We start from the raw sequence: 12,992 nt of genomic DNA, 5'->3' as shown, positions 1-12,992 counted from the left end.
GCCCACCCGAGTGAAGGATGGCCGCTAGCGCCGCTTCACCGATTTGGGCGGCTTGGCGCCGCGGCCCTGTTGGCGCGCCGCCGCACGCCGCTCGCGGCGGCTGGCCCCGGCCGGAACCCCGGCCGGGGTCTTCGCGTCGCCGCCGTTGCGCTGCACCTGCGCCGAGCCGTCCTCCGACGGGCCGGAGTAAGTGAGCGCTGGCGCCTGGCTGTCAATACCTTTCGCGCGCAACGTGCTTGGGGCCTCTTCGCGCACGGCCGTCGTCGTGCCGCCCTGCTGCCCGGCCGCCGCGGTGGCGAATTCTTCCAACCCTTCGGGCGCCTGGACGGGGGCGACCTGTGGGGAGGGCACCGCCTCGACGGTGACGTTGAACAAGAATCCGACCGACTCCTCTTTCATGCCGTCGAGCATGGCCATGAACATGTCGTAGCCCTCGCGCTGGTACTCGACCAGCGGATCGCGCTGCGCCATCGCGCGCAGCCCGATGCCCTCCTTGAGGTAGTCCATCTCGTAAAGGTGCTCGCGCCATTTGCGGTCGATGACGTTGAGCAGCACGTTGCGCTCCAGCTGACGCATCGCGCCCTCACCCGCGATCTCTTCGAGCTCGGATTCTCTTGCGGCATAGGCGTTTTCGGCGTCCTTCAGCAGCGCCTCAAGCAATTCCTCGCGGGTGAGGTCGTCGCGCTCGGAGTCGGCGTCGTGATGGGTCAGCGGCTCGTGGTCGATGCCCACCGGGTACAGCGTCTTCAGCGCCGTCCACAGGGCGTCCAGGTCCCAATCCTCCGCGTAGCCCTCGGTCGTCGCGCCGTTGACGTAGGCGGTGACCACGTCACGGACCATGTCCAGCGCCTGCCCCTTGAGGTTCTCGCCCTCCAGGATGCGGCGTCGCTCGACGTAGATCACCTTGCGCTGTTGGTTCATCACCTCGTCGTACTTGAGAACGTTTTTGCGGACCTCGAAGTTCTGTTGCTCCACCTGGGTCTGGGCGCTCTTGATGGCGCGGGTGACCATCTTGGCTTCGATGGGCACGTCGTCGGGCAGGTTCAGCCGGTTGAGCATGGCCTCGAGGGCGGCGCCGTTGAAGCGGCGCATGAGCTCGTCGCCCAGGGACAGGTAAAACCTCGACTCGCCCGGGTCGCCCTGGCGGCCGGAGCGGCCGCGCAGCTGGTTGTCGATTCGCCGCGACTCATGCCGCTCGGTGCCCAGTACGTACAGGCCGCCGGCCTCGATGACCTCGGTGGCCTCCTTGCTCGCCTCTTCCTTCACCAGGGGCAGCTCTTCGTGCCAGGCCGCCTCGTACTCGTCGGGCGTCTCCACCGGGTCGAGGCCCCGCTCGCGCAGCCGCTTGTCGGCCAGGAAGTCGACGTTGCCGCCCAAGACGATGTCGGTACCGCGGCCGGCCATGTTGGTGGCCACGGTGATGCCGCCCCGCCGGCCCGCCTCGGCGATGATGCCGGCCTCCTGCTCGTGGTACTTCGCGTTGAGCACGTTGTGCGGGACGCGCCGCTTGGTGAACTGCCGCGACAGGTACTCCGAGCGTTCGACGCTGGTGGTACCGATCAGCACCGGCTGGCCCTTCTCGTAGCGCTCGACGACGTCATCGACCACCGCGATGTACTTGGCTTCCTCGGTCTTGTAGATCAGGTCGGACTGGTCGGCGCGGACCATCGGCTTGTTGGTCGGGATGGGCACCACGCCGAGCTTGTAGATCTCGTGCAGCTCGGCCGCCTCGGTCTGGGCGGTACCGGTCATCCCGGCGAGCTTGTCGTAGAGCCGGAAGTAATTCTGCAGCGTGATGGTGGCCAGCGTCTGGTTCTCCGCCTTGATCTCGACGTGCTCCTTGGCCTCGATGGCCTGGTGCATGCCCTCGTTGTACCGGCGGCCGTAAAGCACGCGACCGGTGAACTCGTCGACGATGAGGACGTCGCCGTCGCGCACGATGTAGTCCTTGTCGCGGTTGAACAGCTCCTTGGCCTTCAGCGCATTGTTGAGGTAGCTGACCAGCGGCGAGTTGGCGGCCTCGTACAGGTTGTCGATGCCGAGCTGATCCTCGACGAACTCCACCCCGAGCTCGTGCACGCCGACGGTACGTTTGCGCAGGTCGACCTCGTAGTGGGTGTCCTTTTCCATCAGCGGCGCCAGCCGGGCGAATTCGGTGTACCAGTTGGAGGCGCCGTCGGCGGGGCCGGAGATGATCAGCGGGGTGCGGGCCTCGTCGATGAGGATGGAGTCGACCTCGTCGACGATGGCGAAGTTGTGTCCGCGCTGGACCAGATCGTCGAGCGAATGCGCCATGTTGTCGCGCAGGTAATCGAACCCGAATTCGTTGTTGGTGCCGTAGGTGATGTCGGCGTTGTAGGCCACCCGGCGCTCGTCGGGGGTCATCTGGGCGAGGATCACGCCGACGTCCAGGCCGAGGAAGCGGTGCACGCGGCCCATCCACTCACTGTCACGTTTGGCCAGGTAGTCGTTGACGGTGACGACGTGCACGCCCTTGCCGCCGACGCCGTTCAGGTAGGCCGGCAGCACCGAGGTCAGCGTCTTGCCCTCACCGGTCTTCATCTCGGCGACGTTGCCGAAGTGCAGCGCCGCCGCGCCCATCACCTGCACCTCGAACGGGCGCTGGTCGAGCACCCGCCAGGCCGCCTCCCGCGCCACCGCGAAGGCCTCGGGCAGCAGGTCGTCGAGGCTTTCGCCGTCGGCGTGCCGCTTCTTGAACTCGTCGGTCTTGGCCCGCAACTCGGCGTCGGTGAGCTTCTCGATCTCGTCGGACAAGGTGTCGACGTAGTCAGCCACCCGCTTGAGACGCTTGAGCATGCGACCTTCGCCGAGGCGCAGCAACTTCGACAGCACGGTGTTGTCCCCTTTTGGGATGTTCCCCTGTTTGTTGGTAGGAGTCTTCTCTTAGGCGACTCCCATGGTAGGTGACAAGTCCATGATGGCCGCCGCGGCGATCGCAAGCGCGGCACCGCCGGGCGCAGCGGGTCGCCGCCCCGCAGGACCCGTCAGGACGCCCGGATCAACCCAGCCGGATCAGCCCGTAGTCGTAGGCGTGCCGTCGATAGACCACGCACGGCCGTTCGGTGTGCTTGTCGTGGAACAAGAAGAAGTCGTGCCCGACCAGCTCCATCTCGTAGAGCGCGTCGTCGACCGTCATCGGCGTGGCCGGATGCTCCTTGGTCCGTACGATCCGTCCGGGTTCGTGGCCTGGGTCCACGCCGTCGTGCTCGGCCGGCGCCTCGGGCGCGCCGCGCGCCGGTTCGGGCGGCGGCACCGCGGTGGCGGCGGCCAGCGACACCGGCGTCTTGTCGCCGTAGTGAACCTTGCGGCGGTCCTTGACCCGGCGCAGCCGGCTCTCCAGTTTGTCGACGGCGGACTCGAACGCGGCGTAGAAACTGTTGGCGCAGGCCTCCGCCCGGCTCACCGGGCCTCGGCCGCGGGCGGTGATCTCCACGCGTTGACAGGATTTGCGCTGCCGCCGGTTGGGCGCGTGCTTGAGCTCGACATCGAAAAGGTAGATGGAGCGATCGAACCGCTCGAGGCGGGCGAGTTTTTGCGAGACGTAAAGACGGTAATGATCGGGGATTTCTACGTTGCGGCCCTTGAACACAACTTCGGCGGTGGTTGTCGGCTGAGCTTGCCCATCGGTAGTGGAAGACGGTTGGTCCAGAATCTGACCGGAATCCACGGATAGCCTTGACATACGTGACAACTCGTTTCTCTTTACACGTCGCACGCGCCCTGCGTGCCCGGCTGCTTGATGCGCCGACGGGGTGGGAGCGGTTCGAGACTGGCTACCGCCGCAGGCTGCCCGCCGGTGCAAGGTGTCGATTACTCACCCCTTCCCGCAAGTGGGCCTCAACCTGGAAATATCCGACCAGTGAGTCATGAACGTTGCTTCCGACGTTAGCTCGTGTTCGCCTACCCATGCCACTAATTTCGCAGAGCTGTTGCGTGTTCTTCACAACCTCTTGGCCAGTTCACGGGTGTGGCAAAGCCGCGGGCGATTCACACGGCGGCGATCGCCAGCACCGCGGCGACCCGAACCCCCGCGGCGTGCAGGACGCGCACCGACTCTCGCGCCGTCGCCCCGGTGGTGACGATGTCGTCGACGACCATGACGTCGGTGCGCGGCGCCCGGCCGCGCAGCACGACCCGGCCGGTGATGTTGCGTTCGCGCGCCGCGGTGCCCAGACCCACCGAGTCGCGGGTTAGTGCCTTGATCCGCAATACCTTGGCGACGGCGATCTCCGGATGCTGCGCCACCGCGGTGTGCGCCAGCCGGTTGACCGGGTCGCCGCCGCGCCGGCGCGCGGCCGACCGCCGGGTCGGCGCGGGCACGATGGCCAGCGGGGTCTCGACGATCCCCCACGACAGCAGCCGGTGCACCCCGACGGCCAGCGCGCGCGCCAGCGGTGCGACGAGATCGGCACGGCCGTGTTCTTTGAGCGCCAGGATCGCCTGCCGGCGGCCGTTGGCGTAGCGGCCGAGCGCGAACACCGGCACCTCGGGGTCGATGCGCGGGTTCACCACGTGCGGCTCGTCCGGCTTGACGGCCAGCTCGATGGCGCACGCATCGCACCAGCGGGTCGACGGCGCCCCGCAGCCGCCGCATTCCATCGGAAGGAATAGGTCGAGCATGGCGACAGTGTGGTAGGTAGGGGTGACATGCGCGATCGCCACTAACCCGATGGCGGCGACCCGCTGCACCCGGCCACGCCGCGCTAGCGATCGCCACTAACCCGATGGCGGCGACCCGCTGCACCCGGCCACGCCGCGCTGGCGATCGCCACTAACCCGGCAGCACCGGCGCCGCCCCCGGCACCGTCAACCCGGGCACCTGCGACCAGCCCTGCTGACCGTCGGCGGACGGCGAATATTGCAGCACCCCTTCGGGTCCCGCGACGTACGCCGTGGACGGGTTGGCCACCACCGTCGTCACCGGCATCTGCAGGCCGCGCGCCGGCGCGTCGGAGTTCACCCCGTCGATGTTCACATATGAGACCGGATGGTTGGCGTCGGTGCGGGTCACCACGATGTCGTCGCCGGTGCGCCAGGACAGCGACACCACCGAATTGCCCAACCCGAAGCCCAGCCGGCGCGGATACGTCAGGGCGTACTGCCCGGCCTGGGTCTGTTCGACGCTGGCGAGAATCACCTGGCCGCCGATCACCATCGCGGCGCGCGTGCTGTCGCGGGACAGCTGCAGGTCGGTGATCGGCCCCGGGAACCGGGTGGCCACCGCCACCGAATCCACCGGAATGCGCGCGGGCTGCCCCGACGCCGGCTCCTGAATCGCCCGCAGCACGTTGTTGCCGTCGACCACCACCCAGACCACGTCGTCCAGCGACCAGGTGGGCCGCGACAGGCTGTGCCCGTCGGCGGACTGCACCGCCTCCGCGCCCAGATCACCGATCCACAACGAGGCCGCCATGTCCGGAGCGCCCCGTTGCAGCGTCACCACGGACGCCACCTCCCGGCCGCTGCGCGATAGCGCGGCGCCGGTCTGGTCGCCCATGCGCCCGAACGCGCCGGGCACCATCGTGGTGTGCTGCCCGTCCAGCGACACCAGTGAACCGCTCACCAGGGCATGCAGTCCGGCGCCCGCGCCGTCGGCCACACCGGGGTCGGTGGCCGCGACATCGGAGGTGGTCCACCCGTCGCGGAACCGGTCGTCCAGCGGCGCGCCGTCGGCGTTGATCACGTACGGGCCCCTGATATCGGCGCGGGCGAGGGTCCAAATGATCTGTGCCGCAACCAATTGCCTACTGTGCGGATCGGTGGTGGACAGCTTCTCCAGATCGACGCGCGCACCGCCGTAACCGCGCCCGATCCCGTTCTTGCCGCCGTCGGCCCGGGTCACCGGCCCGCGCAGCCGCAGCGGCGGTGCGAGCAGATTGCGGACCGTGTGGGCCATCTCGGGCCGCGGCCCGGCGATCAGCTTCGAGACCAGCTCGGTGGCCAACTGGTCGTGGTCGGGCACCGCGACGTAGCGCGGATCGGGAACCACCGTCTTGCCGGTCGGATCGGCGAAGTAGAGCGTGTTGCGTTTGTAGGTCGCCTGAAACTGCTGCCAGTCCAGGAAGACCCCGTTGGGCAGGCGGTCGATCCGCCAACCGCCGGACGTCTTCACCAATTCGATCGGCCCCGGGTCGGGCAGCACACCCTCGGCGGTCTCGAAGACCCCCATGTCGGACAGCGAGCCCAGGATGTCCGCCCGCATGGTTGCCGAAACACGTTCGGCCGCACGGGTTTCGACGAACACGACGTGGTCGATCAGCAGCGCGCTACCGGCGTCGTCCCATGCGTTGGACGCCGACTGGGTGAGGAACTGGCGGGCGGCCAGGTGCCGGTTCGCCGGATCGGCTGTGGCCTTGAGGAATTCGCGTAGCAGCACGTCGGGGTCCATGCCCGGAGTCGGCTTGGGTAGGTTCGACGGCGCCGGCCGCTCGACGGTGCCGATGGCTTGCGGCGCCGACGAGCTGGGCACCCCGGCGCAACCGGCGAGCAGCACGGCCAGCATCAGCAGGCCCAACAGGCGCCGCATCACAGGGTCCTCTCGGCGTGCTCACGCTGGCGCTGCGGGCGTTCCGTACGCTCGGGCCCATCGGCCTGGGGGGCGGGTTGCGGAACCGGCTTCATGGGCAGCGGGCTGGTGGTCACCTTGTGACCGCGCACCAGTGGGAGCGTCAACCGGAAGCACGAACCATCGCCCGGTTCGCCCCACGCCTCCAGCCGGCCCTGGTGCAGCCGCGCGTCCTCGATGCTGATCGCCAGGCCGAGCCCGGTGCCGCCGGACCGGCGAACCCGCGAGGGGTCCGCACGCCAGAACCGGCTGAACACCAGCTTCTCCTCACCGGGCCGCAGTCCGACCCCGTAGTCGCGCACGGTGACGGCGACCGTGTCCTCGTCGGCGGCCATCCGGATCTTGACCGGCTTGTGCTCGGCGTGGTCGATGGCGTTGGCGATCAGGTTGCGCAGGATCCGTTCCACCCGGCGGGTATCGACCTCGGCGATCACCTCTTCTGTCGGCAGTTCCACCTGGAGTTCGATGCCGGCGTCTTCGGCCAGATGCCCCACGTTGCTCAGTGCGTTCCGCACGGTGGTGTGCAGGTCGACCGCCTCGACTGACAGCTCGGCGACACCGGCGTCGTGCCGGGAGATTTCCAGCAGGTCGTTGAGCAGTGACTCGAAGCGGTCCAGCTCGTTGACCATCAGCTCGGTGGAGCGCGCCAGCGTCGGGTCGAGGTCCGCGCTGTGGTCATAGATCAGATCGGCGGCCATACGCACCGTGGTCAGCGGGGTGCGTAGCTCGTGGCTCACGTCAGAAGTGAAGCGGCGCTGCAGGTTACCGAACTCCTCCAGCTGGGTGATCTGACGCGACAGGCTTTCGGCCATGTCGTTGAAGGACATCGCCAGGCGCGCCATGTCGTCCTCGCCGCGCACCGGCATGCGTTCCGACAGGTGCCCTTCGGCGAACCGTTCGGCGATGCGCGAGGCCGAGCGCACCGGCACCACGACCTGGCGCGACACCAGCAGAGCGATCCCGGCGAGCAGCACCAGCAGCACCGCGCCGCCGGTGATCATGGTGCCGCGCACCAGCTGGATGGTGGCCTGTTCGTTCTTCAGCGGGAAGATCAGATACAGCTCCAGGTTGGCCACCTGCGAGGACGCCGGGGTGCCGACGATCAGCGCCGGCCCCGAGAAACCGTCGGTGTGCACGGTCGCGTACTGGTAGGACGCCTGCCCGGCCTTGACGAAGCCGCGCAAGGAATTGGGCACCTGGTCGACGGGCCCGGCCGTGGTCGCGGCGCGCGGGCCGTCGCCAGGCACCATTAACACCGCGTCGAAGGCACCGGCCAGCCCCGCGCCGGAGGCCGGATCGGTCTTGGAGGTCAGCGTGTTGCGGGCCAGCTGGAGGCTGCTGTCCAGCGAGCGCGCCTCTTCGCCGTTGACGATCCCACCCACGGTGGTGCGCGCCCGGTCGATCTGCTCGATCGCGGCCTTGACCTTGACGTCGAGCACGCGATTGGTGACCTGACTGGTCAATACGAAGCCGAGCGCCAGAATGACCGCCAGCGACAACCCGAGCGTCAGCGCGACGACCCGCAACTGCAACGAGCGGCGCCAGGCGATGGCGACGGCGCGACTCACGGCCCCCACGCCGCGAGTCATGGGGCCGGAGCGCCCCCAGCGGCTCCGAGTGCGTCGCCGGGAGCCCCAAATCACCGCCGGCGCTCCTCCCTAACGCGACGCTCTACAACGTCGCCGCCGGTCACGGAGGTCCGGCCTTGTAACCCACTCCTCGAACGGTCAACACCACGGTCGGGTTCTCAGGGTCTTTCTCAACCTTGGCCCGCAGACGCTGGACGTGCACGTTCACCAGGCGAGTATCCGCCGGGTGACGATAGCCCCACACCTGTTCGAGCAGCACATCACGAGTAAACACCTGACGCGGTTTGCGCGCCAACGCCACCAGTAAGTCGAACTCCAGCGGGGTCAGGGAGATTTGCTCGCCGTTGCGCGTGACCTTGTGTGCCGGCACATCGATCTCGACGTCGGCGATGGACAGCATCTCGGCGGGCTCGTCGTCGTTGCGCCGCAGCCGCGCCCGCACCCGGGCCACCAGCTCCTTGGGCTTGAACGGCTTCATGATGTAGTCGTCGGCACCCGACTCGAGGCCCAAGACCACATCGACGGTGTCGGTCTTGGCGGTCAGCATCACGATCGGCACGCCCGAATCGGCGCGCAACACCCGGCACACGTCGATGCCGTTCATGCCGGGCAACATCAGGTCCAACAACACCAGATCGGGGCGCAGTTCGCGCACCGCAGTCAGGGCCTGGGTGCCGTCACCGATGACCGCAGTGTCGAAACCCTCCCCACGAAGCACGATGGTGAGCATCTCGGCGAGCGAAGCGTCGTCATCGACGACCAAAATCCTTTGCCTCATGGAGTCCATGGTGTCACCAGATCGGGACAAATTTGGGGCGCCACACGGGCGTTTCTTCTTCGATAGGGCCAAATCGTGACAAATTTGTGCTATCCGGCCGCCAAACTGGCGGCCAAAGGACCCGGATCGACATCTTTGTCGACGACCAGCCAGCGTCCTCCCCAGCCCGCGGAAGCGAGCTCTGCGTAGACCGCGCCGGTGCGTTGCTGAAGCCCGTCGTCGCGTTCGTAGCTGTCGCGCGCCCGGCCCGGATCGGATTCCGCACGGCTGCGCGCGCGCTGCCCGGCCAGTTCGGCCGGCACCGCCAGCAGCACCTGCCAATCCGGTGCGGGCAGCCCCAACCGCTGGTATTCGAGCCCGTGCACCCAGGCCACCGCCGGCCCGGCCGCGTCCTGGTGCAGGCGGGCGGCGGTGTAGGCCGCGTTGGAGGCGACGTAGCGATCCATGATCACCACGTCGTGGTCGCGGCGCAGCCCCTCGATGTGCGCGACCGCGGCGGCGCGGTCGAGCGCAAAGAGGGTAGCCATCGCGTAGACCGACGACGCCAGGTCCCCGTGCGCGCCGTGCAGCGCCTCGGCCGCGATGTCGGCCGTCACCGATTGCCCGTACCGGGGGAAGGCCAGCGTGGCCACCGACCTCCCGACCGCGTGAAACGCCGCGCGCAGCCCTTCGGACAGCGTCCGCTTGCCGGCGCCGTCGACGCCTTCGATCGCGATCAGCACGGCGCGAGCCTAGCCCGCCGAATGCGCGGCTGTCCGCACACTCGGCGACCGGCGCGCGGGCCTCAGTAGCGGTAGTGGTCCGGCTTGTAGGGGCCGTCGACGTCGACGCCGATGTACTCGGCCTGCTCCTTGGTCAGCTTGGTCAGCTCACCGCCGAGCGCTTCCACGTGGATGCGGGCCACCTTCTCGTCGAGGTGTTTGGGCAGCCGGTAGACCTCGTTGTCGTACTCGTCGTTCTTGGTCCACAGCTCGATCTGGGCGATGACCTGGTTGGAGAAGCTGTTGCTCATCACGAACGACGGGTGTCCGGTGGCGTTGCCGAGGTTCAGCAGCCGACCCTCGGAGAGCACGATGATGGACTTGCCGGTGTCGGGGAAGGTCCACAGGTCGACCTGCGGGCGGATGTTGGTCTTGGTGGCGCCGGAGCGCTCCAGCCTGGCGATCTGGATCTCATTGTCGAAGTGGCCGATGTTGCCCAAGATCGCCTTGTCCTTCATGGCCTTCATGTGCTCGAGGGTGATGATGTCCTTGTTGCCGGTGGTGGTGATGACGATGTCGGCCTCGCCGATCACGTCCTCCACCCGCTTGACGTCGAAACCCTCCATCAGCGCCTGCAGGGCGTTGATCGGGTCGATCTCGGTCACCGTCACCCGCGCGCCCTGGCCGGCCACCGACTCGGCCGAGCCCTTGCCGACGTCGCCGTAACCGCAGACCAGCACCTTCTTGCCGCCGATCAGGACGTCGGTGCCGCGGTTGATGCCGTCGATCAGCGAGTGCCGGCAACCGTACTTGTTGTCGAACTTGGACTTGGTGACCGAGTCGTTGACATTGATCGCCGGGAACAGCAGGGTGCCGCCGCGCTCGAATTCGTAGAGCCGGTGTACGCCTGTGGTGGTCTCCTCGGTGACGCCCTGGATATCCTGGGCGAACCGGGTGAAGCGGGTGGGGTCGTCGGCGATCGAGCGGCGCAGCGTCTCCAGGATGACGCCGTACTCCTCGGGGTCGTTCTCGTCGGGCTGCGGGACGGCGCCGGCAGCCTCGAACTCGACGCCCATGTGGATCAGCAGGGTCGCGTCACCGCCGTCGTCGACGATGGCCTCGGGACCCTTCCCGTTCGGCCAGGTGAGCATCTGGTCGGTGCACCACCAGTACTCGTCGAGCGTCTCGCCCTTCCACGCGTAGACCGGCACGCCCTGCGGGTTCTCCGGGGTGCCGTTCGGTCCCACGACGATGGCGGCCGCCGCGTGGTCCTGCGTGGAGAAGATGTTGCAGCTCACCCAGCGGACGTCGGCCCCGAGCGCGACGAGCGTCTCGATCAGCACCGCGGTCTGGATCGTCATGTGCAGGCTGCCGGCGATGCGCTTGCCCGCCAGGGGCTGGGCCTTGCCGTACTCCTCGCGAAGCGCCATCAGGCCGGGCATCTCATGCTCGGCCAGCTGGATCTCCTTGCGGCCGAATTCGGCGAGCGAAAGATCGGCGACCTTGAAGTCACTCACGCTCCCGGCCGCGTCAGGGGTCAGCTCCGTGACCGGGATCGGGGTGGTGTCGGGCATCAGGACGTCTCCAGTCTGTGGAAGTGGACTTGCAAGCTTGCGGTAGAGCGATGCACGAGCCGGGGCGGCTACCCGGTGGACCGCGCCGAACCACGCGTCGAGTGCCTGGGCAAGCTCCGGATCGGTGCGTTGGCGCAGCTCGAAGGCAACGTCGGTGAGCCCGATGTCGAACCGCTTGACGATGTCGTGCAGGTCACGGAGCCGCTGCAGCTGAGCGGCGCCGTAGACCCGATGGCCCCCGGGTGTCCGCATCGGCCTGATCAAGCCGCTGCTTTCCAGATAACGCAGCATGCGAGGAGACCAGCCGGTCGCGTCGCTCGCCTGCTGGATGCTCTGCGGCGAATTCATCGCGGCAGAGGCTACCACGGGCGTGTCAAGTTTTGACGGCCCGGTCACTCAAGCCGGTTCACCGTGGCGCAGCCTTGCGACGCACCTTGGCCACCATCTCATTGATCTTGGCACGTGTCGCGGGGTCGTTGGCTCTGGTTTTGGCCTGGGCGATCAGCTGCTGGCCGCGAGGGCTGTCGAGAAATTTCTTGACCTGCTTGAAGGCGGTGACGGCAAGCGCGGTCCGCGAGAGCAACTTCGGCATGGCTCGATCCTGCCCGTGCCGGGCTATCGGGACGCGCGACCATCAGCACCGACTTCCGGTCGTTCCGCCGACTCAGAACGCCCCTCTCGCCGCGCGGTAGCCCGCGGTCGCGGTTTCGCCGGTGACACGCGGCGACCGAGCCGCGACCTCGTCAATCAGCGGATCCGCGATGTTCGCCGTTCGCTTCGGCGTAGGGGTCGCGAGCGGTGATACCGGGAAAGCGACGGAAGCCGCGGTCGGCTGTAAAGATCGTGGAAACCCCGTGCTGGCGCATCAGTGCAGCGATGTGCGAGTCGGTCACCACGTTGCCGCGGATCGCGTCATCGCCGACGAGGTCTTGATACACCTGCCAGAACCTGTCGGTCTCTCCGGGACATCGCACGTGCGCACGACCGACGAGCTGATCCAGGTTCTGCCGCGCGTCATCTGGATCCAGTGGCTGATCGAAACGCCTGGGTGCGTGGCGATCCGTAGATAGGCCATAGCCACAGGCCAAAAGAGGTAGACCAAGCCAGGTCCCGCGGCCAACCGGGTGAGCAATGCTACTGCCGAGTCGTGGCGCGGACTGCGCTCATCGGAGGCGTAAAGCAAGACGTTGGCGTCGACGGTCACGCTCATTGGGTAGACCGGTACTCGATGCCAGAAAGTCGATCAACGGCTTCACGGTCGTGTAGGTCGACGCGGGCCCCCATCGGATGCGAGACCCATTCCAGCGGCGGCGGCTGATCTGGGCTCGTCTCTGCAAGCGCCTTGGCCAACAACTCGGATGCAACTGCCCCCAGCGACTTGCCCCTGCTTCGCTGGTAGTCCTTGAGCTGTTCCAGCACCGAGCCGTCGATGTCAAGGGTAGTTCGCACGCATCAGATGCTGCGCAGGAGGTCATCAGATGACAACTGCTGTTGTTGCCGGGTTCATGTGCAGCTGAGCGGGACGCCGCGCGATGATAGCCGCGCCGCTGCCACGATCATGGCCGAATCGTCGGAGAAGCGAAGCTCAGCGAGTTGTGGAGCCCCCGGTCCGGATCGAACGGACGACCTGCCGCGCTGACCATGAACGCGGGCCGCGGTGCCGCTGCGTGACGAGCGACTACGTATGCGTCTACGGTGCCCCTCCCAGCCGTCTGAGCTGGCAGGACGCAGGGATAGCACAGCGCTTAGAGGCCGTCGCCTTGT

Annotated in this window: 11 protein-coding genes; 1 reads left to right on the top strand and 10 read right to left on the bottom strand. The window is 67.5% G+C overall.

Annotation, left to right across the window (positions count from 1 at the left end):
- Nucleotides 1-24 precede the first annotated feature (24 nt).
- The 9 genes from secA to Q0W90_RS10200 form a co-directional block, all read right to left on the bottom strand.
- Entirely contained in the window at nucleotides 25-2,853 is a 2,829-nt protein-coding gene (secA, locus tag Q0W90_RS10245; protein WP_297598466.1) for a preprotein translocase subunit SecA, read from the bottom strand.
- 166 nt (nucleotides 2,854-3,019) lie between these two features.
- A complete protein-coding gene (raiA, locus tag Q0W90_RS10240; RefSeq protein ID WP_297598480.1) occupies nucleotides 3,020-3,688 on the bottom strand; it encodes a ribosome-associated translation inhibitor RaiA in 669 nt (222 codons plus the stop codon).
- Nucleotides 3,689-4,008: 320 nt separating this feature from the next.
- On the bottom strand, nucleotides 4,009-4,641 hold the full coding sequence (locus tag Q0W90_RS10235) for a ComF family protein (protein WP_297598464.1): 633 nt from the start codon (nucleotides 4,639-4,641) through the stop codon (nucleotides 4,009-4,011).
- 151 nt (nucleotides 4,642-4,792) lie between these two features.
- Nucleotides 4,793-6,547, bottom strand: a complete 1,755-nt coding sequence (gene lpqB, locus Q0W90_RS10230) for an MtrAB system accessory lipoprotein LpqB (protein ID WP_297598462.1) — start codon at nucleotides 6,545-6,547, stop codon at nucleotides 4,793-4,795.
- A complete protein-coding gene (mtrB, locus tag Q0W90_RS10225; protein WP_297598459.1) occupies nucleotides 6,547-8,229 on the bottom strand; it encodes an MtrAB system histidine kinase MtrB in 1,683 nt (560 codons plus the stop codon). Before mtrB ends, lpqB begins: the two co-directional genes overlap by 1 nt.
- A 46-nt stretch (nucleotides 8,230-8,275) precedes the next feature.
- Nucleotides 8,276-8,962: a two-component system response regulator MtrA gene (mtrA, locus tag Q0W90_RS10220; RefSeq protein ID WP_007168097.1), complete on the bottom strand. Its 687-nt coding sequence runs from the start codon at nucleotides 8,960-8,962 to the stop codon at nucleotides 8,276-8,278.
- Between the two features lie 80 nt (nucleotides 8,963-9,042).
- Complete coding sequence (locus tag Q0W90_RS10215; RefSeq protein ID WP_297774415.1) at nucleotides 9,043-9,675, bottom strand: dTMP kinase; 633 nt, start codon at nucleotides 9,673-9,675, stop codon at nucleotides 9,043-9,045.
- 62 nt (nucleotides 9,676-9,737) lie between these two features.
- Nucleotides 9,738-11,576: an adenosylhomocysteinase gene (gene ahcY, locus Q0W90_RS10210; protein ID WP_366894916.1), complete on the bottom strand. Its 1,839-nt coding sequence runs from the start codon at nucleotides 11,574-11,576 to the stop codon at nucleotides 9,738-9,740.
- A 58-nt stretch (nucleotides 11,577-11,634) separates the two neighbouring features.
- A complete protein-coding gene (locus Q0W90_RS10200) occupies nucleotides 11,635-11,820 on the bottom strand; it encodes a hypothetical protein (RefSeq protein WP_297774413.1) in 186 nt (61 codons plus the stop codon).
- Between the two features lie 169 nt (nucleotides 11,821-11,989).
- Here Q0W90_RS10200 and Q0W90_RS10195 point away from each other — a divergent pair, with 169 nt between their 5' ends.
- Nucleotides 11,990-12,298 carry a hypothetical protein gene (locus Q0W90_RS10195; protein WP_297774411.1) on the top strand — a complete coding sequence of 103 codons (309 nt, stop codon included), beginning with the start codon at nucleotides 11,990-11,992 and terminating at the stop codon, nucleotides 12,296-12,298.
- A gap of 136 nt (nucleotides 12,299-12,434) precedes the next feature.
- On the opposite strand, the gene Q0W90_RS10190 is transcribed toward Q0W90_RS10195, so the two are convergent.
- Entirely contained in the window at nucleotides 12,435-12,677 is a 243-nt protein-coding gene (locus tag Q0W90_RS10190; protein ID WP_297774409.1) for an antitoxin, read from the bottom strand.
- Between the last annotated feature and the right edge of the window lie 315 nt (nucleotides 12,678-12,992).

Origin of the sequence: Mycobacterium sp. (assembly GCF_025933915.1) — a bacterium.
In the GTDB taxonomy this organism is placed as follows: Bacteria; Actinomycetota; Actinomycetes; order Mycobacteriales; family Mycobacteriaceae; genus Mycobacterium.
This window is presented reverse-complemented; position numbering and strand designations above follow the sequence as displayed.